General features: G+C 65.8%; 25 protein-coding genes. 7 read left to right on the forward strand and 18 right to left on the reverse strand.

Annotation, left to right across the window (positions count from 1 at the left end):
• Positions 1-59: 59 nt before the first annotated feature.
• Positions 60-1,151, reverse strand: a complete 1,092-nt coding sequence (locus tag DCG74_RS29110) for a DUF2778 domain-containing protein (protein WP_172783030.1) — start codon at positions 1,149-1,151, stop codon at positions 60-62.
• Positions 1,152-1,818: 667 nt separating this feature from the next.
• Between DCG74_RS29110 and DCG74_RS29115 the strand changes: the two genes are divergently transcribed.
• Positions 1,819-2,343: a FecR domain-containing protein gene (locus DCG74_RS29115; RefSeq protein WP_172783029.1), complete on the forward strand. Its 525-nt coding sequence runs from the start codon at positions 1,819-1,821 to the stop codon at positions 2,341-2,343.
• Positions 2,344-2,404: 61 nt separating this feature from the next.
• Entirely contained in the window at positions 2,405-4,294 is a 1,890-nt protein-coding gene (locus DCG74_RS29120) for a CHASE2 domain-containing protein (RefSeq protein WP_172783028.1), read from the forward strand.
• 218 nt (positions 4,295-4,512) lie between these two features.
• Here DCG74_RS29120 and DCG74_RS29125 read toward each other — a convergent pair whose 3' ends face one another.
• The 4 genes from DCG74_RS29125 to DCG74_RS29140 form a co-directional block, all read right to left on the reverse strand.
• A complete protein-coding gene (locus tag DCG74_RS29125; RefSeq protein WP_172783027.1) occupies positions 4,513-6,015 on the reverse strand; it encodes a glycosyltransferase family 39 protein in 1,503 nt (500 codons plus the stop codon).
• A gap of 6 nt (positions 6,016-6,021) precedes the next feature.
• Entirely contained in the window at positions 6,022-7,149 is a 1,128-nt protein-coding gene (locus DCG74_RS29130) for a glycosyltransferase family 2 protein (protein ID WP_172783026.1), read from the reverse strand.
• Positions 7,150-7,388: 239 nt separating this feature from the next.
• A complete protein-coding gene (locus DCG74_RS29135; RefSeq protein WP_172783025.1) occupies positions 7,389-7,589 on the reverse strand; it encodes a hypothetical protein in 201 nt (66 codons plus the stop codon).
• Positions 7,590-7,676: 87 nt separating this feature from the next.
• Positions 7,677-8,057: a hypothetical protein gene (locus DCG74_RS29140; protein WP_172783024.1), complete on the reverse strand. Its 381-nt coding sequence runs from the start codon at positions 8,055-8,057 to the stop codon at positions 7,677-7,679.
• A gap of 99 nt (positions 8,058-8,156) precedes the next feature.
• On the opposite strand from DCG74_RS29140, the gene DCG74_RS29145 reads away from it, so the two are divergent.
• Positions 8,157-8,993, forward strand: a complete 837-nt coding sequence (locus tag DCG74_RS29145) for a DUF72 domain-containing protein (protein WP_172783023.1) — start codon at positions 8,157-8,159, stop codon at positions 8,991-8,993.
• A 7-nt stretch (positions 8,994-9,000) separates the two neighbouring features.
• Positions 9,001-9,462 (forward strand): DUF488 family protein, encoded by a 462-nt coding sequence (locus tag DCG74_RS29150; RefSeq protein WP_172783022.1) that lies wholly within the window; start codon positions 9,001-9,003, stop codon positions 9,460-9,462.
• A gap of 126 nt (positions 9,463-9,588) precedes the next feature.
• On the opposite strand, the gene DCG74_RS29155 is transcribed toward DCG74_RS29150, so the two are convergent.
• From DCG74_RS29155 to DCG74_RS29180, 6 genes are all read right to left on the reverse strand, one after another.
• Positions 9,589-10,503, reverse strand: coding sequence for a PhzF family phenazine biosynthesis protein (locus DCG74_RS29155; protein ID WP_172783021.1), 915 nt, complete (start codon positions 10,501-10,503; stop codon positions 9,589-9,591).
• 151 nt (positions 10,504-10,654) lie between these two features.
• A complete protein-coding gene (locus DCG74_RS29160; protein WP_172783020.1) occupies positions 10,655-11,962 on the reverse strand; it encodes an adenylate/guanylate cyclase domain-containing protein in 1,308 nt (435 codons plus the stop codon).
• 29 nt (positions 11,963-11,991) lie between these two features.
• The gene (locus tag DCG74_RS29165) at positions 11,992-13,155 is read right to left on the reverse strand and encodes an ABC transporter permease (RefSeq protein WP_172783019.1); all 1,164 of its coding nucleotides are present in this window, start codon (positions 13,153-13,155) and stop codon (positions 11,992-11,994) included.
• Entirely contained in the window at positions 13,152-14,084 is a 933-nt protein-coding gene (locus DCG74_RS29170; RefSeq protein WP_172783018.1) for an ABC transporter ATP-binding protein, read from the reverse strand. Before DCG74_RS29170 ends, DCG74_RS29165 begins: the two co-directional genes overlap by 4 nt.
• Complete coding sequence (locus DCG74_RS29175; RefSeq protein ID WP_172783017.1) at positions 14,081-14,869, reverse strand: HlyD family secretion protein; 789 nt, start codon at positions 14,867-14,869, stop codon at positions 14,081-14,083. Before DCG74_RS29175 ends, DCG74_RS29170 begins: the two co-directional genes overlap by 4 nt.
• The gene (locus DCG74_RS29180) at positions 14,866-15,558 is read right to left on the reverse strand and encodes a TetR/AcrR family transcriptional regulator (RefSeq protein ID WP_172783016.1); all 693 of its coding nucleotides are present in this window, start codon (positions 15,556-15,558) and stop codon (positions 14,866-14,868) included. The genes DCG74_RS29175 and DCG74_RS29180 overlap by 4 nt, the downstream gene beginning before the upstream one ends.
• A gap of 109 nt (positions 15,559-15,667) precedes the next feature.
• On the opposite strand from DCG74_RS29180, the gene DCG74_RS29185 reads away from it, so the two are divergent.
• Genes DCG74_RS29185 through DCG74_RS29195 form a run of 3 tightly spaced genes read left to right on the forward strand, consistent with a single transcriptional unit; the run spans position 15,668 to position 16,890 of the window.
• The gene (locus tag DCG74_RS29185) at positions 15,668-16,003 is read left to right on the forward strand and encodes a helix-turn-helix transcriptional regulator (RefSeq protein ID WP_172783015.1); all 336 of its coding nucleotides are present in this window, start codon (positions 15,668-15,670) and stop codon (positions 16,001-16,003) included.
• The gene (locus tag DCG74_RS29190) at positions 16,000-16,461 is read left to right on the forward strand and encodes an SRPBCC domain-containing protein (protein ID WP_172783014.1); all 462 of its coding nucleotides are present in this window, start codon (positions 16,000-16,002) and stop codon (positions 16,459-16,461) included. The genes DCG74_RS29185 and DCG74_RS29190 overlap by 4 nt, the downstream gene beginning before the upstream one ends.
• 15 nt (positions 16,462-16,476) lie before the next feature.
• The gene (locus DCG74_RS29195; protein WP_172783013.1) at positions 16,477-16,890 is read left to right on the forward strand and encodes a GFA family protein; all 414 of its coding nucleotides are present in this window, start codon (positions 16,477-16,479) and stop codon (positions 16,888-16,890) included.
• 118 nt (positions 16,891-17,008) lie between these two features.
• Here the strand turns inward: DCG74_RS29195 and DCG74_RS29200 are convergent, their stop codons facing one another.
• The 7 genes from DCG74_RS29200 to DCG74_RS29230 form a co-directional block, all read right to left on the reverse strand.
• Positions 17,009-17,419 (reverse strand): DUF2000 family protein, encoded by a 411-nt coding sequence (locus tag DCG74_RS29200; RefSeq protein WP_172783012.1) that lies wholly within the window; start codon positions 17,417-17,419, stop codon positions 17,009-17,011.
• 65 nt (positions 17,420-17,484) lie between these two features.
• Positions 17,485-17,874, reverse strand: coding sequence for a DUF4189 domain-containing protein (locus DCG74_RS29205; protein ID WP_172783011.1), 390 nt, complete (start codon positions 17,872-17,874; stop codon positions 17,485-17,487).
• A 197-nt stretch (positions 17,875-18,071) separates the two neighbouring features.
• Positions 18,072-19,676 (reverse strand): NTP transferase domain-containing protein, encoded by a 1,605-nt coding sequence (locus DCG74_RS29210; protein ID WP_172783010.1) that lies wholly within the window; start codon positions 19,674-19,676, stop codon positions 18,072-18,074.
• The gene (locus tag DCG74_RS29215) at positions 19,673-20,374 is read right to left on the reverse strand and encodes an XdhC family protein (protein ID WP_172783009.1); all 702 of its coding nucleotides are present in this window, start codon (positions 20,372-20,374) and stop codon (positions 19,673-19,675) included. Before DCG74_RS29215 ends, DCG74_RS29210 begins: the two co-directional genes overlap by 4 nt.
• Before the next feature lie 2 nt (positions 20,375-20,376).
• Positions 20,377-20,700 carry an XdhC family protein gene (locus tag DCG74_RS29220; protein WP_008564652.1) on the reverse strand — a complete coding sequence of 108 codons (324 nt, stop codon included), beginning with the start codon at positions 20,698-20,700 and terminating at the stop codon, positions 20,377-20,379.
• Between the two features lie 10 nt (positions 20,701-20,710).
• Positions 20,711-21,913, reverse strand: coding sequence for a VWA domain-containing protein (locus DCG74_RS29225; RefSeq protein WP_172783008.1), 1,203 nt, complete (start codon positions 21,911-21,913; stop codon positions 20,711-20,713).
• Between the two features lie 141 nt (positions 21,914-22,054).
• The gene (locus tag DCG74_RS29230) at positions 22,055-22,978 is read right to left on the reverse strand and encodes a MoxR family ATPase (RefSeq protein ID WP_172783007.1); all 924 of its coding nucleotides are present in this window, start codon (positions 22,976-22,978) and stop codon (positions 22,055-22,057) included.
• Positions 22,979-23,035: the final 57 nt, after the last annotated feature.

Below are 23,035 nucleotides of genomic sequence, written 5' to 3' on the forward strand. Positions count from 1 at the left end.
CGAAAAAACAAAAGGGCCGCAGTGAGCGGCCCTTTTGCGTTACCGGGAATTGACTGAGATCACTCCACCCGCGCCAGCACGGCGAGCTTGCGGATGCCCTTGTTGCGGTAAGCGTCGAGGAACGCGTAGTAGTCCTTGAACGACACGCAGCCGTTGGAATCGCCGTTCGGCCCGAGCATGAAGGTGTGCGCGAGCAGGCCGTCGCGGCCGTAGATCGCACTCTCGCCGCCGAGCGGGGTCAGGCGCAGCGCCGGCACGCCGTGGAACAGCGCCTCGCGCGGCTTCAGGGTGTAGATGTGCGGCGGCGTCACGCCGCGCATGCGGATTTTCGAAGAGCGCGGATCGTCGAGATTGGAGCCGAGGCCGGAATGCGCCTCGAGCCTGGTGCCGTCGGGCAGATACACCGTTTTGGCGGTGATGTCGTAGACCGCGGTGTCGCGCTCATAGGGCGGCGCGCCGCCGAGCATGGGGTTCTGCTCCTTCGGCGCGATGGATGCCGTCACGCTGGCATCGGCCGAGGCGTAGGCGAGCAGTCCACCCGACGGCTCGCGCTTACCCCAGAGCTTTTCGACCATCGACTGGCGCGGAGCGGTGATCGACATCACCGCGGCCTTGGCGCGATCGGCGAAGGATTTCGGTTTCGCTTCGGGCGCCGGCACGATCTCGGCCGGGTCGGCCGAAGCCAGCTGCATCTGGCCCTCGCGCTTGGCCTTGTCAGCAGGCTTGTCGATGGTCTTGTCAGTGGATTTGGCCGCCGGCTTCAGCGCGTCCGCGACCTTGGCGATCACGCTCTGCTTCGGGGCGTCCTTCGAAGTTTCCTTGGTTGCCGCAACCTGGGCTGCGGGTGCGCTTGCGGCATTCGACGGCACGCCTTGCGTCGCCGCCGCGGCAAAGCGCTCGTTGAACATCTCGCGCGAGATCGGAGCTGCGACCTGCAGGCGGTCGGGCAGCAGCGCGAAAGTTTCCTTGATGGCTTCGCCCGCCTCACGCAGTGCCACCCTGGGCGCGCGCTTGATCACCGGCTCGTCGTAGCCGATGCTGCCCACCGTCGGATAGACGCTCGCGCCGAAGATGTTGCTGTGGATGGTCCAGCCGGCGCCCATCACGACGCAGCCGATCGCCGCGGCGCCAAGCCAATTGGTCGTTGTCATTTTCCGGGAAGATTTCCGCGAATTGTTCTTGGAGAAATTCTTGGACTTCCGTGCCGCGTTACTCTGCGCAGCGATACTCGTACTCATTCGCCTTGCGTCCAGGACGGTGTCACTCAGTCCCCCTTCGAAGCGCCGCTGGTCACGATCCGGGAACAGCATCTCGCAGAGGGTCGGAGCGTCATTAAGGCGACTTTTAGTTAAATGCGGATTAAGTTCGGGCGGATCTGGGGCAACTCGTTAACGTTGTCCCGTTTTGAGAAAAAAGCCCGCAGAACTACGGACTTAGTCGGGTCTGTTAACCATAATTCTCGGCCGATTCAGCACGCTCTGCGGACGTCCTCGGCCACATCCATGACGCACTCAACAACGTCATTTTCGTGATCCTCGACTGCCCCCAAAACGTAATGCGCAAGCGTTGCGCGAGGCTGGTGGAGCACGCGTCCGATAGGCCTCTTCCGCCGGCCATGCGGCACCGGCCCAGGCGCATGACGCGTCGCGCGACCTCACGCGGCACGGCGCCGTGACTGAAAGTTGATCGCGTCGGTTCTGGACATCGCCACCGCGAGAAAATAGCTGCCACGTCGGCACTTCTCAGCAGCCTCTGCGTGTGATACGGTACCGTATCGTCCCGCCCTGACCTGTGCCGAGCACGCAAACGGAGGCTGGCATGAGAGGGATCGCGCGCGCAGGGCTTTTCGCCCTGGCGGGGTCGCTTCTGTTGATCGGATCTGCGATGGCGCAGCCTGCGGCCGATGCGGGCTGCACAGCATCGCCGTCGGCTGCCGGGACGCAGACCTGGCGCTGCGACAACGGCATCACCATCGTTGCGGAAAACGGCGCCAGGTTTGAACTGAAGGACGCCAACCGCGACGGACATATAGACTCGGTCGAATTGAGCAGCAAAGCCTTGCTGCTCGAGATGCCCAAGAAGCCGCGGGGCAATCCCTTCAAGGTGCTGACGCCGCAAGCGATTGCCGCGGTGCGCGGCACCAAATGGGCGGTCGATGTCGCTGACGCCAAGACCGCCGTGTTCGTCGCAGACGGCCGGGTCGGCGTGAGCCGCAGGGCTCGTGGACGCGGCGTCGTGCTTGGGCCCGGCGAAGGCGTCGATGTCGAGGCAACCGGCCCCCTGATCGTCAAGACCTGGGGCCAGCCGCGCGTCGATGCGCTGATGGCAAGACTCGGGCAATGAGCCCCTGGTCGACCAGGCCCGGCCCATGAAATTTGGACAATAGGGATTGCAAGACGACCGCATGCGCAGCCGACGCGTTCAGATCCTGGTGGCACTCGTCCTCACCGCGCTGTGGGGCGCGGGCATCTATGCCACGCATGCCGACGGCCATCTGCGCTTTCTCGACCGCCTCGAAGCGACGCTGACAGACTGGCGGACGCAGGCCCGCGGCGTGCAGCGTCCGCCGGATCTCGTCACCATCGTCGCGATCGACGACACCGTGGTGAAGCGGGGCGGCAGCTATCCGCTGCCGCGCGCCGATCTCGCCCGCGTCGTCGACACCATCGTGCAGTTCAAGCCGAAGGTGGTGGCGATCGACCTGCTGCTGGTCGATCGCAGCGCAGCGATCGGCGATGCGACGCTCGCCAACACGCTCGCCACCGGCCCGATGGTGCTCGCCGCCGCGGCGATCTTCCCCTCCGCCAGCGAAACTGTGGCCCCCAGCAGCGAAGGTCCCCTGGCCGTGCTGCCCGAGGCCGAGCGCTTCCTGCAGCCATTGCCCGCATTCGCCGTTCACGCCGAGGTCGGCGTCGTCAACGTCGCGACAGGGCAATCGGGCTCGCCGCTCGCTGTGCCGATGCTGTTCCGGACCCGCGACAAGGTCGAGCTGTCGTTTCCGTTGCGCGTCGCGGCCCGCGCGCTCGACAAGCCGCTGACCGTCGCGCCGGGCCATCTCATGCTCGGCGATCGCCTGGTGCCGACCGACAGCAACCTGGCATTGCCGATCACCTATTACGGCCCGCGCCGCACCATCCGTACCGTCAGCGCACAGAGCATCTTCGACGGCACGCTCGATCGCGCGGCCATCGAGAACCGGATCGTCGTGATCGGCGCCTCCGTCGCTGGCGGCGGCGATTTCTATCCGACGCCGTTCGATTCGCTAATGCCCGGCGTCGAGGTGGTCTCGACCGCGATCACGCATCTCGTTGCCGGCGACGCCATCTTGCGCGACCACAGGGTGCGCATTGCCGACGCGCTCACGGCGATCCTGCTGCCGATGCTGCTGGTCGGCCTGCTCGCCTGGCAGCGCGTCGCGCTCGGCACCATGGCCGCGGCCGCGGCGATGATCGCCTGGGCCGGGCTCAACCTGTTCGCGTTCATGCATGGCGTCTGGCTGAACGCCGCGACCACGCTCGCCGCGGCGGTGCCGCCGGTTGCGGTCTTTGCCGGCGTGCAGCTGTGGGCCGGGGGCCGCCGCACGCAATATTTCGCCGCCCGGAGCAGGTCGCTCGCGCAATTCCAGGCTCCGGCGCTGCAGGATTGGCTGGCGCGAGATCCGAACTTCCTGTCGAAGCCGGTGCGGCAGGACGCAGCCGTGGTGTTCGTCGATCTCTCCGGTTTCACCGGTCTGAGCGAGCGGATCGATCCGGACCAGCTCACGAATATCCTGAAGGCGTTTCATGCGCTGATCGACCGGACCGCGATCGATTGCGGCGGCATGATCACGGGCTTCCTCGGCGACGGCGCCATGATCCTGTTCGGGCTGCCGCGCGCGATGCCCGACGATTCGGCACGCGCGCTGAAATGCGCGATCGATCTGCATCGCGGCCTCGCAGGCTGGATCGCCTCGCTGCCGCCGGCGATCGCAGGTCAGCTCGGCTTCAAGATCGGCGCGCATTGCGGCCCGATCGTCGCCTCGCGGCTCGGCGAAAGCCATCAGCACATCACGGCGACAGGCGATACCGTCAACGTCGCAAGCCGGCTGATGGAGATTGCCGCCCAGAACGATGCGCGCCTCGCGTTGAGCGACACGCTGCTGGATGCGGCCGACTTCCAGGGCGCGCCCGACGGCGTTTTGTCCGGCCCCCTGCTCGCTCAGGTCCGCGGCCGCTCCGGCGTCGTGACCGTCTGGTTCTGGCGCGACCGGGATGGACCAGGCCAGGATGCGGCCAAGGCCGAGATGATGGGCTAAAGCGCGATGAAGTGAGGCTCGATCGCTGCAAAGACGGAGGTGCGCTCCCTCTCCCGCTTGCGGGAGAGGGTTGGGGAGAGGGTGTTTCCGCAATGGGACAATCCCCTAGAGGAGAAAACCCTCACCCGCGCCTTCGGCGCGACCTCTCCCGCAAGCGGGAGAGGTTGCACCGAGCCCGCGGCAATCGATTCGACCTAGAGCCATTCCGCTCTAAGGCGCTACCGCGCCTCCGGCGGCGGCGAGCGGTCCAGCACCTCGCCCTTGGCGCCCTCGAGCAGGTCGATGCCGTAGGTCTCGACCACGAGAGGCCCGCGCTTGCGCTGCAATTGCGCCACCTGCGTCACCTGCGCAAAGAGAGCATTGAGGGCGGGATTGGCGTCGGCGCGCAATTCGTCGACATAGAGCAGCTTGCCGGCGAGCAGCTTGGGATCGGGCTCTTTCATGTTGATCCAGCGGATGCGCTGGCTTTGCTGCGCGAAGCAGGTGCCGCGCGGCAGATAGAATGCGAGCCAGCTCGTGGTGCCGTAATCCTGCGCGAGCACACAGGTCGCACCACTGCGCGCGCGCACCGCTTCGATTCCGGCCGCGAGCTCGCGCCAACCGACACCGACGCTGCGCACGGTGGCATCGCGGCGATATCCGGACAACCAGCCGGTATTGGCCTGCACGATCAAGGCTGCGAACATCACGATGCCCACAGCCGCGGCCCAGCGCAGGCAAAAGTCGACGAGGCGCCGCTGACGCGGCTTCCACTGCGCGAGATTGGCGGCGGCGGCCGCGGCTATGACAAACGGCGGATACACCGGTGCGAACCAGTTGGCCTCGACGCGGGCATGCAGCGAATGCCAGACGAAATAGGCGACGATGGTCCAGAACATCGTCTCGATCAGCACGCGCGAGGCCAGCGCCCCGGCGCGCTGCCAGGTCAGCGCGTGCAGGCCCATTGCGCCGAGGATGAAGACCAGCGGCGTTGCGAACGCGATCTGGGTCGGGATCAGCTCGGCGATGAAGGCGGGGCGGAAGTCCTCGACCCTGGCGCGGCCGAGCTGCTTTGTGAACGAGACCCATTGATGGTCTGCATTCCAGAGGATCACCGGCGAGAACAGCGCCAGGGCCACGAGGCCGCCGAGATAGGGCCAGGGCGAGAGAAACCAGCGCCGGAGTTTTGGCACGGATGCGAGCCAGATCAGGATCGCCGGCCCGAAGAACATCGCGGTGTATTTCGACAGCAGCGCCGCGCCGACCGCCACGCCGACCGCGAGCCACCAGGCGCCCCGTCCCGTCTCCAGCACCTTGGCGAGGAAGAACAGCACGAAGCTGGAGGCGACCAGCAGCGGCGCATCGGGCGTGACGATCAGTGTGCCGACGGAAGCAAGCAGTGTCACGTTGAGGAGAATGGCGCTGGTCGCGGCCACGCGTGCGCCGCCGAACAGGATCGCGGCGGAGCGATAGACCGCGTAGCTCATCGGCAGCGCCAGCAGGATCGAGACGAGGCGGACGCCGAGCTCGGTATCGCCCGCGATCATGGTTCCGGCGCGGATGACATAGGCGACCATCGGCGGGTGGTCGTAATAGCCTCCGGCGAGGCTCTTCGACCACATCCAGTAATAGGCTTCGTCGAACGTGATCGGGGTGAACGCGGCTGCAACGAGCCGCAATCCCACCAGCGCGAGAATCAGCAGCGCGGTATTGCGGACGATCCGCGCGTCAGCTCCGCCCATGTCGCGCTATTTCTTGCGCCAGACGAACAGTCCGGACATCGCGTAGTTCCACACCACGCCCATCAGCGCGCCGGCCATGCCGGCCAGCCACCAGATCGGCTCCTGGTCGTAGACCGAGAAGGCGACGCCGACATTGGCGAGCAGGCCGACGCTGCACACGATGTAGAAGGCGATCAGGCCGCGCAGCAGCGCAAAGCCCTTCAGCCGCTGGTCGCGATAGGTGAGGAAGTTGTTGAGGATGAAATTGCTGGTCATGGCGACGATGGCGCCGGCGGCCTGCGCCTCCGCGAATGGCGCGTTGAACAGGCGAAGCGCGATGAACAGCGTGGTCAGGTGCACCACCAAGCCGAAGCCGCCGACCATCGCGAACAGGATGAAGCGCAGCGAGACGACGTCGTTGGTCAGCTTGGCGAAGACGAGACCGAGGAAGTCGAGCGCGACCATGGAATCGAGCTTGCTCTCGCCGTGCTGGCGGGCGCCGAAGGTGTAGGGAATCTCGACCGCCCGCAAGCTGCCATGCGCGGTCGCGACGATGTCGAGCAGGATCTTGAAGCCGTGCACGGAGAGCTTCGGTGCGAGCTGCTCGAAGCGGTCGCGGCGGATCATGAAGAAGCCGCTCATGGGATCGGCAATCTCGACCCGCAGCATCTTCTTGGCGACCTCGGTCGCGAGCGCGCTGGCGCCGGCGCGCTGCTTGTTGAAGCCTTCGCTCTTGTAGCCCTCGATGTAGCGGCTGCCGACGACGAGGTCGGCCTGATCGCTTGCGAGCAGCAACAGCATCTTGGGCAGCTGCGTCTCGTCGTGCTGGAGGTCGGCATCGATCACGGCCACATAGGGCGCGCTGGAGGCGAGGATGCCCTCGATGCAGGCGCCCGACAGGCCGCGGCGGCCGATGCGGCGGACGCAGCGCACGCGGCTGTCGCGCTGCGCCAGTTCGCGCACGACGTCCCAGGTGCCGTCCGGCGAGTTGTCGTCGACGAACACGACCTCCCAGGCAACGTTGGCGAGCGTCGCCTCCAGGCGCCGGTACAGCACCGTGACGTTGTCGCGCTCGTTGAAAGTCGGGACGATGACCGACAGTTCCGGCCCCTCTTGAGCCTGGTTGTCGATGCCCGGTCTGATCGCTTCGTTCATGACGGCAGCGTATATCCGCCGCATCCTGCGCTGCCAAGCCGGGGTTCTGGGGAATGGCCGAAAAGGGCCCTAAAATGCCAACGACCCCGGAACGGCGGGCCGCGCGTACATCCGGCGCAGGCCTTAAGCTATTCCAAGGTCGTCCCAGCGACGGAGGTCTTACGCTCAACGTCGCCGTTAGAAGCTAGATGGGGACGGCAAAGGCGTTCCGCAAGGGGCGGAAACCCGGTTTTCATGCCCTATTGGTTGGGCACTTCCCGGATGATCGGCCCGCGCGGCACGGGCGCGGCGGGGGCTGCCGGTGCCGCCGGGGCGGGCTCGACCTTCGCCGGCTTGGGCGGCTTGCCGTACTGACCGATCGGCCCGAACACGACGGCAACCGCAAGCACGACAGCCGCGACGATCGCCCCCAGAATGCCACCCACCGACTCAGACGACATGCAAGTCCATCCCCGCTCCAGACCGGCCCACTGATACCACGGATGCGCGCGCGGCCGGAAGAGCTCGCAGACAGCACTAGCGACGGGCTACTTCTGGGGCGGCCGGTGCTTGACGAAGGCCATCACGATGTCCTTCTGCGCCGCCTCCACCGCCCTGTTCGCGGTGGCGAGATGGGCGCCGGCATCGATGCTGGGATATTGCGTGGTGAGATAGTCGAGCAGCGCCACCCGGTAATATTGCCGCTCAGAAGGACAGGCGCCCGCAACCGAGCGGCCGAAATCCTGCTCCGACAGGCCCTGATTGGAGTCGCGCGAATATTCCCGCGCCAGGCAATGCCAGTAATCGTCGCGGCCCTGCTGGGCGAGCTTCTGCGCGCCCTTCGCGTCGTCGTCATCCGCCACGGCATAATTTGTCATGGCAGCAGATGTCATCATGACGAGCGCTATTCCCACCAGCAGCATCCGCATCTTGTTCTCCTTCTTCGCGGGTCCGGTCGCGAGCTTAGACGGGGCCGGCCAACTGGCCAATCACATCTGGTTTGATTAGGATGAGATCCCTCCCCGTCGATGCGAGATCCTCCCGTGGCCAAAGCAAAAACTGCGTCCAAAAAATCCGGCAACATCTTCATCGGCATCGGCGGCTGGACCTTCGAGCCCTGGCGCGGCGTGTTCTATCCGGAGAAGCTGGCGCAGGCGAAGGAGCTGTCCTATGCCGCCTCCAAGCTGACCTCGATCGAAATCAACGGCACTTACTACGGCTCGCAGAAGCCGGAGAGCTTTCGCAAATGGGCGAGCGAGGTGCCTGAGGGCTTCGTGTTCTCGGTGAAGGGACCGCGCTTCGCGACCAACCGCCGCGTGCTCGCGGAGGCCGGCGATTCCATCAAGCGGTTCTACGATTCCGGCGTGCTGGAACTCGGCGATCATCTTGGGCCGGTGCTGTGGCAGTTCGCGCCGACGAAAAAGTTCGACGGCGCCGATTTCGGCAAGTTCCTGGAGCTGTTGCCGCGCAAGCTTGAGGGGCGCGCGCTGCGCCATGTCGTCGAGGTCCGCCACGACAGCTTCTGCACGCCGGACTTCGTGACGCTGATCCGCGAGTTCGAGACGCCCGTGGTGTTCGCCGAGCACGGCAAATATCCTGCCATCGCTGACGTCGCCGGCGATTTCGTCTATGCGCGGCTGCAGAAGGGCAATGACGAGATCAAGACCTGCTATCCGCCGAAGCAGCTCGATGCCTGGGCCGAGCGCTTCCAGGCCTGGGCTTCGGGCGGTGAACCCGACGACCTGCCGAAGGTTGATAAGGCCAGGCCGAAGAAGGAGCCGCGCGACGTGTTCGCCTATGTCATCCACGAGGGCAAGGTGCGCGCGCCCCACGGCGCCATGGAATTGATCGCGCGGGTGAGCTGAGGTTCACATGGCAAAGGCGAAGAAGCTGTTCACCATCGGCTATGAGCAGACGCCGCCCAAGGCCGTGCTGGACGAGCTGGAACAGGCCGGCGTCAAGCTCGTGGTCGACGTGCGCGCGGTGACGTCGTCGCGCCGGCCGGGCTTTTCCAAGAAGCAGCTTTCGGCGGGCCTCGACGAGCGCGGCATCGGCTATGTCCATCTCGCCGCGCTCGGCACGCCAAAGGAAGGCCGCCTCGCCGCGCGCGGCGGTCAATACGACGTGCTCGAGAAGATCTATTCAAAACACCTGAAGACGCCGCAGGCGAAAGAAGAGATGGACGAGCTCTCGGCGCTGGTGAAGAAGGCCGGCCCGGTGTGCCTGCTCTGCTACGAGCGCGACCACACCCACTGCCACCGCCAGATGATCGCGGAGATCATCGAGGAGCGCGACGGGGTTGCGGTGGAGAATTTGGCGGGGCGGCAGGTGTAGGGGTCGCAGTCATTCCGGGGCGCGCCTCTTGGCGCGAACCCGGAATCCATCGAGCGCCAGAGGTGGTGGATGAATGGATTCCGGGCTCGCGACTTCGTCGCGCCCCGGAATGACACGTGGGGAGGCTCAGCCCTCCCCCGCCAACCTAAACGTCCCCTCCATCATCGGCACGCAAGCGCCGCCGACGTGAGCGGACACGCCCTTGCCATCCTGCTTGCGCACGCGCGTCGAGAGGATGCTCGGGCGGCCCATGTCAAAACCCTGGCCTACAGTGAGCTTCAGCTCACCGTCGCGCGCGGGATCGAGGTCGGCGAACAGCGCGGCGGCGGCAACCGTGGCGCTGCCGGTGGCGGGATCCTCGACGAGACCGCTGGCACCACGCATGAACATGCGCGCCTGCCGCTCGCAAGGCGCCTCCGCCGGGGGCACGTCGCGGGTATAGAACCACACCGAGCGAGCACCTTCGCGCGGCAAGACCTTGCTGAAGGCTGCCGCATCGGGCCGGGCCCGCTTCAGCGCCTCGCGCGAATGCAGCTCCATCACCAGAAACGCGTTTCCGACGGTGACGATCTCAGGCTCGTGATTGTCGGTCTTGATGTCGTCGGCAACGAGTGAGACGCAGCTCGCAGCTTCGGCAGCCGACAGCCGCGACAGCCGCTGCAGCGGCTGCGGCGCGGTGAGCTCGGTTCTGATCACCCTGCCCCGCTCTCGCACGATCTCGACCGGGACGAGCCCGGCCTTCTCCTCGAACAGCAGGCGCGGCTTCGGCTCTTTCGCCATCGAGGCGAGCACGAAGGCGGTGCCGACATTGGGATGGCCCGCAAAGGCAATCTCCTGGACCGGCGTGAAGATGCGCACCTCCGCATCATTGGCCTTGTCGCGCGGAGGTAACACGAAGGTGGTCTCGGAATAGTTGAACTCGGTCGCAATCGCCTGCATCTGCGCGGTCGTGAGCCCGCCGGCATCGAGGACCACGGCAAGCTGGTTGCCGCCGAAGGCGCGGTCGGTGAACACGTCGACGGTGATGTAGCGGCGCTGCATCGTCACTTCCCCATGCAAGTCGCGGCCACGACCGGCCGCATCGCGCGGCACTCTACAAGCCGACAACATCGCTCGTCATGCCCCAAAATTGAGTGCAATCGGAGCAATCGCTTGGATGAAAGAGAACTGCGCACACCGATTTGTGAGCGCGCTACCCCAGCTGATACACGGGTACTTTCTCGTCATAGCCGCGCACTTCAACCTCGCCGAGCGCGACGGCATCGTTGCCGTCATCGCCCAGCGCCTCGCGCACGGATGCGGAGATCAGAAGCTGCGAGCCGAACTCCTTGTTCAGCGCCTCGAGCCGCGAGGCGAAGTTCACGGTGTCGCCGATGACGGTGTATTCCTTGCGCCGGGGCGAGCCGATATTGCCGGCGACGACCTCGCCGAAATGGATGCCGATCCCGATCCGCAGCGGCCAGCTGCTCTCCGCGTTGATGCGATCCATCGCCCGCAGCATCTCGCGGCCGGCGGCGACCGCGCGGTGCGCGGCGTCGGATGCTTCCAGCGGCGCGCCGAACAGCGCGAGAAAGCCGTCACCCAGGAACTTGTTCACGATGCCGCCCTCGCGGTCGAGAATGTCGACCAGCACGGCGAAGGCGCCGTCGAGCCGGTCGACCACCTCCTGTGGCGTACGCGACTGCGCACCGGTCGTGAAGCCGCGGAAATCGACGAACATCACCGCGACGCGGCGGACATCGCCGCCGGTGCGCGGCCCCGCCGTCATCAGCCGCTCCACCACCTGCGGCGACACGTGCTGGCCGAACAGATTGGTGACGCGGTCGCGCGCGGTGGCGGCCGCGATGCTCGCGGCGAACTGCCGCCGCAATTGCGCGCCGACGGCGCCCGCGAGCACGCCGCAGATCAGGATGATGGTGCTGCGGACGGCGTGAAAATAGAGCTGGGGCTCGCCGACGCTGCTCGAGGGATCGTAGACCAGTGCGACCGCGAACAGCTCGGCAGCAGCGACGAAGCCGGTGAAGGTCGAGAGCCAGAAATCGAGCCGCAGCGTCGAGAGGATGACGAAAATGAAATACATCAGCGGCACGGCGAAGCCGAGGGCCTGGGTCGCGCCCATGGTCCGGATCTGCAGGATCAGGATCACGGTCGGCAGCGATGTCTCGATCAGCGTGCCGATATAGCGCCTGGCCACCGGCACGTCGCGATCGAGGCGGAGGTTCTTCCTGATCTGGGTATGGACCCAGACCTCGAACAAAATGAAGCCGACGAGCAGGCCGTAGACTTCGGCGAGCCCTTCGGTGCCGCGCCAGACCCGGTTCACCACGGCGGGATCGACCAAATAGACCGCGGTGAGGAACAGCGTCATGACGCAGCCGGTCGCGATCAATGCCCGCACCCGCAACAGCTCGGTGCGCAGCACCTCCCGCGTCAGCTCGCGCTCGAAGTCCTCCGACAAGGCGGCATGCTGCCGCGCCTTCCTGCTCGCAAACTTGGCCATTCCGCCCCTCGATTCCGGGGTATTGTGCCTCAATCCAGCGTACGGCGGAAGCGCGTCACGGCGACGGTCATGGCGAGCAGCATCAGGGCCGCCAGCGCCAGCGCGTCGAAATGCAAATTCTGCATGGTCGCGCCCTTCAGCATGATGGCGCGGACGATTCGCAAATAATGGGTCAACGGCAAGGCCTCGCCCAGATATTGCGCCCAGGCCGGCATACCTGCGAACGGGAACATGAAGCCGGAGAGCAGAATGCTCGGCAGGAAGAACATCATCGACATCTGCATGGCCTGGAGCTGGTTCTGCACCAATGTCGAGATGGTGTAGCCGATCGACAGATTGGTGGTGATGAACAGCGTCGAGAGCAGCGCCAGCAGAACGAGATTGCCGAGCACGGGTACGCCGAACAGGCCGACGCCGATGCCGATGATCAGGAAGGCCTGGACGAAGCCGACCAGCACGTAAGGGATGATCTTGCCGAACATCACCTCGACCGGCTTGATCGGCATCGACAACAGGCTCTCCATGGTGCCGCGCTCGACCTCGCGCGTCACCGACAGCGCGGTGAAGATCAGCATGGTCATGGTCAGGATGGTGCCGACGAGGCCCGGCACGATGTTGAGGCTGGAGCTAGCTGCCGGGTTGTAGCGGGCATGGGCGCGGATCTCGAACGGCATCTCCGGGGGATCGCCGATATAGAGGTCGTGCTTGAGCGCGGTCTGCACGACCATGCCGAGCGAGCCGATCGCCGAGCTCGCCGCGATCGGATCGGTGGCGTCGGCCGCAACCAGCAGCGCCGGCCTGTCGCCGCGCCGCACCGCCCGCTCGAAGCCGCGCGGGATCTCGACGCCGAACAGCACCTTGCCGGATTTCAGGAGATTGTCGAAATCATCGACGTCGTGCACCTCATAGAGGAAGCGGAAATAGGCGGTGTTCTCCAGCGCCTTCAGGATCGAGCGGGCGAGATCGGAATCCTCCTGGAGCAGCACCGCGCTCGGCAGATGGTGCGGCGTGGTGTTGATGGCATAGCCGAACAGCAAGAGCTGCATCACCGGCAGCATCACGATCATCGCGAACGAGACGCGGTCGCGCCTCAGCTGGATGAACTCCTTGATCAGCATCGCGTAGGAGCGCCGCAAAAAGCCGAAGCGCTCGCGGATTTCGCGCCGTGGTGCAGGATGGTCGACTGCGCTCATTGGAAATTATCCTTGGAGCGCCCCATCAGCTCAATGAACACGTCTTCGAGTGAGGGCTGCGACTTCTGCCAGTGCAGTCCGCTTTTCTCGCGCCAGGGCGCGATACTGGCTTCGAGCGCCGGGACGTCGCGACCGGACACATGCAGCGAGGTGCCGAACGGCGCCACCATGTCGATGCCGGGCTTCCCCGTGAGTGCGCTGCCGAGCTCGTTCAGGTCTTCGCCCGTGACGGTGTAGGTCGTCAGCGCCGATTTCGCGATCACCTCCTCCACCGTGCCGTGCGCCAGCAGATAGCCATAGGCGATGTAAGCGATCTCGTGGCAGCGCTCGGCCTCGTCCATGTAATGGGTCGAGACCAGCACGGTGAGGCCCTCGGCGGCGAGGGCGTGGATCTCGTTCCAGAAATCGCGCCGCGCCTTGGGGTCGACGCCGGCCGTCGGTTCGTCCAGCAGCAACAATTGTGGATTGGGCAGCGTGCAGGCCCCCAGCGCCAGCCGCTGCTTCCAGCCGCCGGAGAGCTCGCCGGCGAGCTGCTCCTCGCGCCCCGAGAGCCCGAGCCGCTTGATCATGTCGCGCGCGGCGCCGCGCGCGTCGGTGAGGCCATAGAGCCGCGCGACGAATTCGAGGTTCTCGCGCACCGAGAGGTCCTGGTACAGGCTGAAGCGTTGCGTCATGTAGCCGACCTGGCGCTTGATCTTCTCGGCATCGCGGCGGATGTCGTAGCCGAGGCAGGTGCCCTCGCCGCTATCCGGCGTGAGCAGGCCGCAGAGAATGCGGATGGTCGTGGTCTTGCCCGAGCCGTTGGGACCGAGGAAGCCGTAGATCGAGCCGCGCTTCACCTGCATCGACAGATCGTGCACGACCTCGCGGCCGCCGAATGATTTCGTCAGGCCTTTGACGTCGATGGCGATGCCGTTGCCGTTGCTCATCGCTTGTCCGCCACCGGGGTCTTCGGATTAAGGTAGATGTCGATCGGCTGTCCGACGCGCAAGGCATCGGGCCGCGAGGGTCGCGCCTGGATCAGATAGACCAGCTTGTTGCGCTCCTCGAGGCTGTAGATGACGGGCGGCGTGTATTCGGCCGAGGTCGCGATGAAGTAGATCTTCGCGGTGAGATCGGCGGCGCAATTGTCGCAGGACACGCGCACCGTGTCGCCGATCGCGAGCTTCGGCAACTCGGTCTCCGGCACGAAGAAGCGCAGCTTCATGTTGCCGGGCGGCATGATCGAGAGCACCGGCCGCTGCGCCGCCACCATCTCGCCTTCGCGGAAATAGATCTGCTGGATGGTGCCGGCGACGGGCGCGAAGCCCTTGCGCCTCGCCATCCGCGTCTCCGAGGTCGCCACCCGCGCCTCCGCGACGCGCAGGGCGGACACGGCGGAATCGAGATTGGCCTGCGTGCCGGAGCCGGTCTTGTTCAGCGAAGCCGCACGGTCATAGGTCTGCTGCGCGTTCGCGAGCGTCGCCTTCTGCTGGTTGAGGTCGGCAAGCTGAAGATCGTCATCGACGGAATAGAGATGATCGCCGACCTTGACCTCGTCGCCCTCGCGGACGTTGAGCTTGGTGACCCGCCCGGCTTCGTCCGGGCTGACGAAGATCATGTCGGCCTCGACCCAGCCCTGGAAGCCGGGATCGCGCTTCTCCTTGCACCCGGCAAGCCCGGTTGCGAGCACAGCGAGCAATGCCAGAACAGAAATTGTTTGCGACGACTTCATGTCGTCCTCCGTTCGCCAAAAATCAAATCGAGATGAACTCGCAGCATCTCCTGCGCGTCGAGCGGCGCATGCCGCGCAAACAGGCTCTGCCAGATCACGGCGATCATCGCGGGCGCGACCAGAATCTGCGGATAGCGCGCGAGGTCCTTCTGCCGGATCTCGCCGCGGGCGATGCCGAGCTCGATCAGCGCGCGCATCGCGGCGACCCCGCGCGAGACCACCTCGCGGTAGTAGAAGTCGGCGACCGACGGAAAGCGCGGCCCCTCCGCCACGATCAGGCGCACCAGATCGCCGCGCCTGGTGCCGATCACCTCCTTCAGGAAGTTGCCGGCGAACGTCTCGACGAGGTCGCGCACCGAGCCCGCCGGCGGCGGCAGCGTGGTCAGCCGTGCGACCACGGGAACGATGACGATGCGCACCAGCTCCTCGAACATCGATTCCTTGTCCTTGAAGTGCAGGTAGATCGTGCCCTTGGCGACGCCGGCGCGCTTGGCGATGTCGTCGAGCCTGGTCGCGGCAAAGCCGCGCGCAATGAACTCCTCCATCGCCGCCTCGACGATCGCCGCACGCCGCTCCGCCGCCCGCGTGGTGCGGTTCGAGGCAGGTGCTGCATCGGGGCCTGCAGACGCAGGGCCGTTCGCGTGGGGGGCCGGAGAGCGCACAGCGGCTTTGGTCGGCTTCTTCGTCATTTGAAATTTATGACTGACTAGTCAGTCATAGTCAAGATCACAAAGAACAAGCCATTCCAGCAAACAAATTAGTGTTGACTAATGCATTAGCATTCGCTAATTCGATTTCATGATCGAAGCCGCCCCAAACCCCGTCACCACCGTGATGCGCGCCCTTGCCGATCCGACCCGCCGCGCCGTGTTCGAGCGCGTGTTCGACAGCAAGGAGATCAGCGTCGCCGAGCTGACGCGCGGCAGCGGCGTGACCCAGGGCGCGATCTCGCAGCACCTGAAGTCGCTGAAGCAGGCCGGCCTCGTCGCCGAGCGCGCCGAGGGCCGCAACGTCTATTACCGCGCTGCGCCGCAAGGACTCGAGCCGCTGGTCACCTGGATGGACCATTACGGCGTCTTCTGGCGCGAGCGTTTCCAGAACCTGCGTGACCTCTTGAAGGAGATCGACCCGTGAGTGCTGCCGCGTTGAAAGCCGACACAAGAGACATCGTCATCGACGAGGTCTTCCCTCACACAGCCGAGACGATCTGGAAGGCGCTGACCAGCGCGCAGCTGATCGGGCGCTGGCTGATGCAGCCGACCGGCTTTGAAGCCGTCGAAGGCAAGGCCTTCACCTTCCAGACCACCCCGGGCGGCAATTGGGACGGCGTGATCCATTGCCGGGTTCTGGAGGTCGTGGCTTTCAGGCGCCTCGTCTACGCCTGGAAGGGCGGCGACGAGCGCAACACCGGCTATGGCGCACCGCTCGACACCGTCGTGACCTGGTCCCTCACCCCGGTCGAAGCCGGCACGCGGATCCGCCTCGTCCATGCGGGCTTCGTCCTGCCCAGGAACGAGTCGGCCTACACGGTGATGAGCGGCGGCTGGAAGAAGGTCGTTCGCAAGCTCGATGAGATCAGCGGCGAAGGCTGAGTGGGAGATATCGCGATGGAAAAGCCCTATACCGGCGGCTGCGCCTGCGGCGCGATCCGCTATTCGATCGAAGGGGAGCCCCTCTTCAGCAATCACTGCCAGTGCCGGGACTGCCAGCGGGAAAGCGGCAGCGGCCATGGCTCCTACGCGACCTTCGCGCGCGCCGGTGTCACGCTGACGGGCGATGCCAGGCACTGGGACATGGTCGCCGACAGCGGCAAGGTGAAGACGCGCGGCTTCTGCACACAATGCGGCGTAGCCGTCTACATGACCTTCGCCGCGCAGCCCGATGTCTTCACCATCCGCGCGGCAAGCCTCGACGAGCCCGCCCGCTACAAGCCGCAGGCGGTGACCTTCGCCGCGCGCGGCCATGAGTGGGACCCTCTCGACGCCGGCCTGATGAAATTCGAGGGCATGCCGCCGGGGTGAGCACGCACTCCGTCATTGCGAGGAGCGAAGCGACGAAGCAATCCAGAAAACCTGCGCCAAACGATTCTGGATTGCTTCGCTGCGCTCGCAATGACGATGGAACTTTTGAGCGGTGCGACTAACTATGGAACTTCAGGCCATCGACGATCTTGTCGATCACCTTGCGCTCGGCGCGCATGGCGATGCCGACGAGATTGAGATCCGTGCGTGCAACCGCCCTCACCGCCTCGCGGTTGGCGGCGTCGTGCGTGGTCTTGAACATGTCCTCGGTGTAGACCGCCACCTTGACGTTGCGGGTGAGCGCGCGGTCCAGCGCGCGCGACAATGCAGGACCATCGGCGCCGTAGATCAGAATCGGCTGGCCGATCAGCGCATGATACTTGGTGCCCGAGGCGTCCTCATAGGCTTCGCCGATGCATTCCGGAAAGGCTGCGGCGATGCCGCTGGTGAGGAAGGACGCGACGTTGAGCTTCTGCCAGGCTTGAAGATCGGTGCGGATCACGACGGCGATCTTGGTGTCGAACTGCATATGGGCCTTCCACTGTCATTCGCGAGGCGATGCTACGCAACGCCCCATCACGACAGCAAGAGGAATCAGCCTTTCGCGTCGCAGGCCCAGGCGCGGATCACGCATTCCTTGCCGCCGTATTTGTAACATTCACGCGTAGCGGCATTGAGCGAGGCCGAGATCTGCGGCTTGACGGCGTAGCCATAGGCGCCGCAGGGGTTGGTCATATCGACCGACATCGCGGCACAGGCGCGCTTCATCGTCACGGTGGTGCAATCGCCCTTGCACTGCTTCTGCGCGGCGGCGCGGGCCTCGTGCTCGTGGCCATAGTCAAAGGCCTGGCCGTAGGCGCCGCACTTGCCGACTGCAAACGCGCCGGCCGCGTGCGCATCCGTGATGTGGCGAGCGCCGGCGACGCAAACGGACAGCGCAAAGAAAAACATCGCGCAACGGCGCGCGACGACGTTCGAAGCCATGGAAAAACCCCTCCCCCCAAGGCAGGTCGAGGCAACTCTAAGCGGCGGTCGTTTCCAGATGGTGAACGGGTGGTTGAAATCGGGAGGCTTGGGAGGCGCCGTAGGGTGGGCAAAGCGCAGCGTGCCCACGAATTGTCGATCGCAATGACGAGACGGTGGGCACGGCGCTGCGCGCCTTTGCCTACCCTACGGCACCCTCATCCGCGTCTTGCCGCTTCCAATGCCTGCGGCGTGTCGATGTCGAGGAAGGCGCTCTCGCCGTCCACCGGCACCTCGGCGACGGCCTCGGTGTGCTTGGCGATCAAATGCCGCGCGCCGATGTCGCCGTCGAGCGTCATCAGCTCCTTGAAGAAGCGGCGCGACCACAGCACGGGGTTGCCGCGGCGGCCTTCGCTGACGGGCACGACGATGAGGTTGCCGCGGTCCGGTGCGAAACTGTCGATGAGCCGGTCGATCAGGCCGGCGTCGATCAGCGGCATGTCGCCGAGACACACCACGGCGCCGTCGCAGGTCTCGGGCACGGCCGCGATTCCCGCCTTGACCGAGCTGGCGATGCCGCCGGCGAAGTCAGGGTTGCGGACGAATTTCACCTTCAGGCCTTGCAGCGCCTGCTCGACCAGTTCGGCCTGATGACCGGTGACGACGATCACCTCGGATGCCTTGGAGGCCAGCGCCTGCTCAGTCGCGAGGCGCACCAGCTTCTTGCCGTCGAGCTCGGCGAGCAGCTTGTTCGGTCCGCCCATCCGCGTCGAGCGGCCCGCCGCGAGCACGATGGCCGCGACCTGGCTGTTGCCCTCGGTCTCGGGCTTGGCGCGCGGCTGCGGCCGCGTCACGATCTCCATCAAGAGGCCACCGACGCCCATGCCCATCAGCTCGGACCGCGTCACCTCGATGCCGGCGAGAAGCCGCATCACGACCCAGTCAAAACCGTTCTCGACCGGCGAGCGCGCGCAGCCCGGCGCGCCCAGCACCGGCACGTCGCCGGCGCGGGCGATCAGCAAGAGATTGCCGGGGTCGACCGGCATGCCGAAATGCTCGATCTCGCCGCCGATTCCGGTCACCGCCGCCGGGATCACGTCGCGGCGGTCGGCGATCGCTGACGCGCCGAACACGATCACGAGCTCGGCGCCGAGCCCAAGCAATTCCTTGATCGCGGCCGACAGCGCCTGCTCCTCGTGCGGGACCCGGCGCTCGGCAATGATGCTGGCGCCGGCCGGGGCCAGCCGTTCGGCGGTGACGCGCAAGGTCTTGTCGATCACCTTCGAAGACAGGCCCGGCAGCAGCGTCGAGACCACGCCGACCTGCTTGATCACGTAAGGCGCGACCTTCAATACGTCCTTGCCCGCCGCCTTCACCGCGGCATCGCGCAAACTCGCTTCGACGCCGAACGGGATGATCTTGACGGTGCCGACCATCTCGCCCTCGACCACCGGCTTGTAGGCGGCGAGCGTCGCAAAGGTGATGGCTTCGTCGATGTTGTTGATGCGGTCGACCGCGGCGCGATCGATCACCAGCACGCCCGCTCGCGCGGCGAACAGATTGGCTCGGCCGGTGAACGCGCGCTCGACATGGATGCCCTCGCCGCCGATGGCGAGCGCGATGCTGGCGGCCGCAACGTCCTCGGAGACGTCGCCCGCCTCCATGCGCACCACGACGATGTCCTTGATGCCGGCGCGCTCCAGCGCCTCGACCTCGGCAGGCCCGATCGTCGTGCCCTTCTTCAGCACCAGCGATCCCTGGCGCAGGGTGTGGACGGTCACCCCGCCAATCGCATCCCTCGGGCTCGCCGGGCCGAACTTCATGCCGCTTCTTCTTTTTCTTTGGGAGGCAGCCGAAGCACGGCCGTGATCTCGGCCATGATCGCCACCGCGATCTCGGATGGCGAGACCGCGCCGATCGCAAGGCCAATGGGCGCGTGGATGCGCGCGATGTCGCTTTCCTTGGCGCCCTGCGCCCGCAGCCGGTCGCCACGCTTGGCATGCGTCTTCCGCGAGCCGAGGGCGCCGATGTAGAAGCAGTTGCGCTCGAAGGCGTGCAGCAGCGCGGGGTCGTCGATCTTGGGATCGTGCGTCACCGCGACGAACGCCGTGTAGGCGTCGACGTTGAGCGGCGGCAGCGCCGTATCAGGCCATTCGGCGATCAGCGGAATGTCCGGAAAGCGCTCCGGGCTCGCGAAGGCCGTGCGCGGATCGACCACGGCGACGTCATAACCGAGCGAGCGCGCCAGCGGCGCCAGCGCCTGGCTGATATGGACCGCGCCGACGATGACGAGCTTTGCCGTCGGGGCGTAGACGTTGAGGAACAGCTTCTTGCCGCCGGCCTCGACACTGGCGCTCTTGCCCGTGCGAAGCTGCTTGTCCAGCTCGGCGCGCAGCGGATCCCTGGCGAAATCCTTCGCCTTCACCAGGCGCTGCTCGCCGCTCTCAGTGTCGGTCACCAGGATCACCGGTCGGCGCGCGGCGCGCTCGGCATTGAGTTCGTGCAGAATATCGAGCTTCACGGCTAACCGACCTTCTCGACGAAGACGCGGATGGTGCCGCCGCAGGACAGCCCGACATTCCAGGCGGTCTCGTCGGCGACGCCGAACTCCAGCATCTTGGGCTTGCCGCTCTCGATCACGTCCATGGCCTCGGTGACTACGGCGCCCTCGACGCAGCCGCCGGACACGGAGCCCAGGAAGGTGCCTTCGTCGTTGATGACGAGGCTGGAGCCCGCCGGGCGCGGCGCCGAGCCCCAGGTCTCGACGACCGTCGCCAGCGCAACGCCTCGGCCGGCCTTCTGCCAGTCCTCCGCCGCCTTCAGGATGTCCTCGTCGCGATCGAGCATGGCTGGCCTCTCAAGCTGCGGAGCGGATCAGGCTGCGGTGATGCGGGGGCAGCGGCTGGGAGAGCGTCGTGATCAGCTCCTGGATCGAACTCAAATTATGTACCGGGCGGAATTCGTCAACGTGGGGGAGCATCATTTTGATGCCCTGCGCCTTGGCCTCGAAGCCGCCAAACCGGAGCAGCGGATTGAGCCAGATCAGCCGCCGGCAAGACCGGTGCAGCCGGTCCATCTCGAAGGCGAGCCTGGAATCGGCCTCCCGTTCCAGCCCATCGGAGATCAGGAGCACGATTGCGCCCTGGCTCAGCACCCGCCGCGCCCACAATTTGTTGAAGTTATGCAGCGAGGCCGAGATGCGGGTACCGCCAGCCCAGTCCTCGACCGACGCCGAACAGCTCGCCAGCGCCTCGTCCGGATCGCGTTGGCGCAGCGCGCGGCTGACATTGGTGAGGCGCGTGCCGAACAGGAACACCGAGACGCGCTTGCGGGCATCCGTGATCGCATGCAGGAAATGCAGGAACAGTCGGGTGTATTCGCTCATCGAGCCCGAGATGTCGAGCAGCGCCACGATCGGCGCCGGCTTCTCGATCCGCCCGAGGCGATGGATGTCGATGATGTCGCCGCCGGTGCGTAAAGATGCGCGCAGCGTGCGGCGCAGGTCGAGGCGCAGGCCGCGGGCATCGGGCCGTTGCCGGCGCGTCAAGAGCTCGGCCTGCGGCAGATGCATCCGCTCGACGGCACGGAGCGCCTCGGCGATCTCCGCCGCGCTCATCTGCGCAAAATCCTTCTTCTGCAGGATCTCCTTGTCGGAAACCGACAGGCGCAAATCCTGCTCCTGGTGCTGCGGCGTCTCGGTCATGCGCGGCTGCGACATCGCCTCCTGGACGCGGCGGGCGCCGGCCTGGGGTTTCTTCTTGGCCTCGTCCGGCAGCGGCACCGAGTCCAGCATGTGCTTCCACTCTTCCGAGGCACGGAAGAACAGATTGAAGGCCTGCTTGAAGATCAGCGCATGCTCGTGACGCTTGACGAAGATCGCCTCCAGCGTGGTGAAGACGTCGGATCGGTTGCCGATGTCGATCACCTGCAGCGCGCTCATGGCATCGATGACGGCGCCCGGCCCGACCGGCATGCCGGCGGCACGCAGCGCGCGGGCGAAGCCGACGATGTTGTCGGCGAATTGCTCGGTCTTTTCGGGGGCAAGGTGGTTGATGGCCATGGTCTATCCTCGCTCCGTCATTCCGGGGCGCGCCACTTGGCGCGAGCCCGGAATCCATTCATCCACCGTCGCCGCTGCCCAATGGATTCCGGGTTCGCGCTGACGCGCGCCCCGGAATGACGAACTCAATTTGACGCGAGATCAATTCTCGCTCGTCGCGTCCTTCAGCACCTTCTGCAGCGTGTCGCCCTGCATGCGGGTGATGTCGTCCTGGTACTTGAGCAGCGCGCCCAGCGTGTCGCCGACCACTTGCGGGGTCAGCGAGCGGGCATCGAGCTCGGACAGGGCGGTGGCCCAATCGATGGTCTCGGCGACGCCCGGCGACTTGTAGAAGTCCTGGTTGCGCAGCGCCTGCACGAAGCGCACGACCTGCTGCGACAGCTTGGCTGAGATGCCGGGCACGCGCGTCTTGACGATCGCAAGCTCGCGCTCGGCGGCGGGATAATCGACCCAGTGATAGAGGCAGCGCCGCTTCAGCGCGTCGTGGATCTCGCGGGTGCGGTTGGAGGTGATGATGACGATCGGGGGGTGCGGTGCCTTCACCGTGCCGAATTCGGGGATGGTCACCTGGAAGTCACTGAGGATCTCGAGCAGGTACGCCTCGAACGCCTCGTCGGCGCGGTCGAGCTCGTCGATCAGCAGCACCGGCGGTCCCGCGACATCGGGCTCAAGCGCCTGGAGCAGCGGCCGCTTGATCATGTAGCGATCCGCGAAGATGTCGCTGGACAGCTGATCGCGATCGGTGTCGCCGGCGGCTTCCGCCATCCGGATCGCGATCATCTGCGCGGCGCTGTTCCACTCGTAGACCGCGGAAGAGACGTCGAGGCCTTCATAGCACTGCAGGCGGATCAGCTTCCGCCCCAGCGCCGCAGAGAGCACTTTTGCGATCTCGGTCTTGCCGACGCCGGCCTCGCCTTCCAGGAACAGCGGCCGGCCCATGCGCAGCGACAGATACGTCACCGTCGCCAGCGATCGCTCGGCGAGATAGCCGCGCGACGTCAGGAGTTCGAGCATCGCATCGACCGATGCCGGCAAAGCACCGGAAGAAGTGGCCGCTGAAGTCATGAAAAAGCCAGTCTCGCTACGCCCTCACTGGGACAGGTCTGGACCGAGGAATGAGGT

It is taken from the genome of Bradyrhizobium sp. WBAH42 (assembly GCF_024585265.1).
Classification (GTDB): Bacteria; Pseudomonadota; Alphaproteobacteria; order Rhizobiales; family Xanthobacteraceae; genus Bradyrhizobium.

Excerpts from the sequence above, each read along its gene's own strand:
- DCG74_RS29110 (WP_172783030.1), bottom strand. The coding sequence starts at position 1,151 with ATGACAACGACCAATTGGCTTGGCGCCGCGGCGATCGGCTGCGTCGTG.
- DCG74_RS29115 (WP_172783029.1), top strand. The coding sequence starts at position 1,819 with ATGAGAGGGATCGCGCGCGCAGGGCTTTTCGCCCTGGCGGGGTCGCTT.
- DCG74_RS29120 (WP_172783028.1), top strand. The coding sequence starts at position 2,405 with ATGCGCAGCCGACGCGTTCAGATCCTGGTGGCACTCGTCCTCACCGCG.
- DCG74_RS29125 (WP_172783027.1), bottom strand. The coding sequence starts at position 6,015 with ATGGGCGGAGCTGACGCGCGGATCGTCCGCAATACCGCGCTGCTGATT.
- DCG74_RS29130 (WP_172783026.1), bottom strand. The coding sequence starts at position 7,149 with ATGAACGAAGCGATCAGACCGGGCATCGACAACCAGGCTCAAGAGGGG.
- DCG74_RS29135 (WP_172783025.1), bottom strand. The coding sequence starts at position 7,589 with ATGTCGTCTGAGTCGGTGGGTGGCATTCTGGGGGCGATCGTCGCGGCT.
- DCG74_RS29140 (WP_172783024.1), bottom strand. The coding sequence starts at position 8,057 with ATGCGGATGCTGCTGGTGGGAATAGCGCTCGTCATGATGACATCTGCT.
- DCG74_RS29145 (WP_172783023.1), top strand. The coding sequence starts at position 8,157 with ATGCGAGATCCTCCCGTGGCCAAAGCAAAAACTGCGTCCAAAAAATCC.
- DCG74_RS29150 (WP_172783022.1), top strand. The coding sequence starts at position 9,001 with ATGGCAAAGGCGAAGAAGCTGTTCACCATCGGCTATGAGCAGACGCCG.
- DCG74_RS29155 (WP_172783021.1), bottom strand. The coding sequence starts at position 10,503 with ATGCAGCGCCGCTACATCACCGTCGACGTGTTCACCGACCGCGCCTTC.
- DCG74_RS29160 (WP_172783020.1), bottom strand. The coding sequence starts at position 11,962 with ATGGCCAAGTTTGCGAGCAGGAAGGCGCGGCAGCATGCCGCCTTGTCG.
- DCG74_RS29165 (WP_172783019.1), bottom strand. The coding sequence starts at position 13,155 with ATGAGCGCAGTCGACCATCCTGCACCACGGCGCGAAATCCGCGAGCGC.
- DCG74_RS29170 (WP_172783018.1), bottom strand. The coding sequence starts at position 14,084 with ATGAGCAACGGCAACGGCATCGCCATCGACGTCAAAGGCCTGACGAAA.
- DCG74_RS29175 (WP_172783017.1), bottom strand. The coding sequence starts at position 14,869 with ATGAAGTCGTCGCAAACAATTTCTGTTCTGGCATTGCTCGCTGTGCTC.
- DCG74_RS29180 (WP_172783016.1), bottom strand. The coding sequence starts at position 15,558 with ATGACGAAGAAGCCGACCAAAGCCGCTGTGCGCTCTCCGGCCCCCCAC.
- DCG74_RS29185 (WP_172783015.1), top strand. The coding sequence starts at position 15,668 with ATGATCGAAGCCGCCCCAAACCCCGTCACCACCGTGATGCGCGCCCTT.
- DCG74_RS29195 (WP_172783013.1), top strand. The coding sequence starts at position 16,477 with ATGGAAAAGCCCTATACCGGCGGCTGCGCCTGCGGCGCGATCCGCTAT.
- DCG74_RS29200 (WP_172783012.1), bottom strand. The coding sequence starts at position 17,419 with ATGCAGTTCGACACCAAGATCGCCGTCGTGATCCGCACCGATCTTCAA.
- DCG74_RS29205 (WP_172783011.1), bottom strand. The coding sequence starts at position 17,874 with ATGGCTTCGAACGTCGTCGCGCGCCGTTGCGCGATGTTTTTCTTTGCG.
- DCG74_RS29210 (WP_172783010.1), bottom strand. The coding sequence starts at position 19,676 with ATGAAGTTCGGCCCGGCGAGCCCGAGGGATGCGATTGGCGGGGTGACC.
- DCG74_RS29220 (WP_008564652.1), bottom strand. The coding sequence starts at position 20,700 with ATGCTCGATCGCGACGAGGACATCCTGAAGGCGGCGGAGGACTGGCAG.
- DCG74_RS29225 (WP_172783008.1), bottom strand. The coding sequence starts at position 21,913 with ATGGCCATCAACCACCTTGCCCCCGAAAAGACCGAGCAATTCGCCGAC.
- DCG74_RS29230 (WP_172783007.1), bottom strand. The coding sequence starts at position 22,978 with ATGACTTCAGCGGCCACTTCTTCCGGTGCTTTGCCGGCATCGGTCGAT.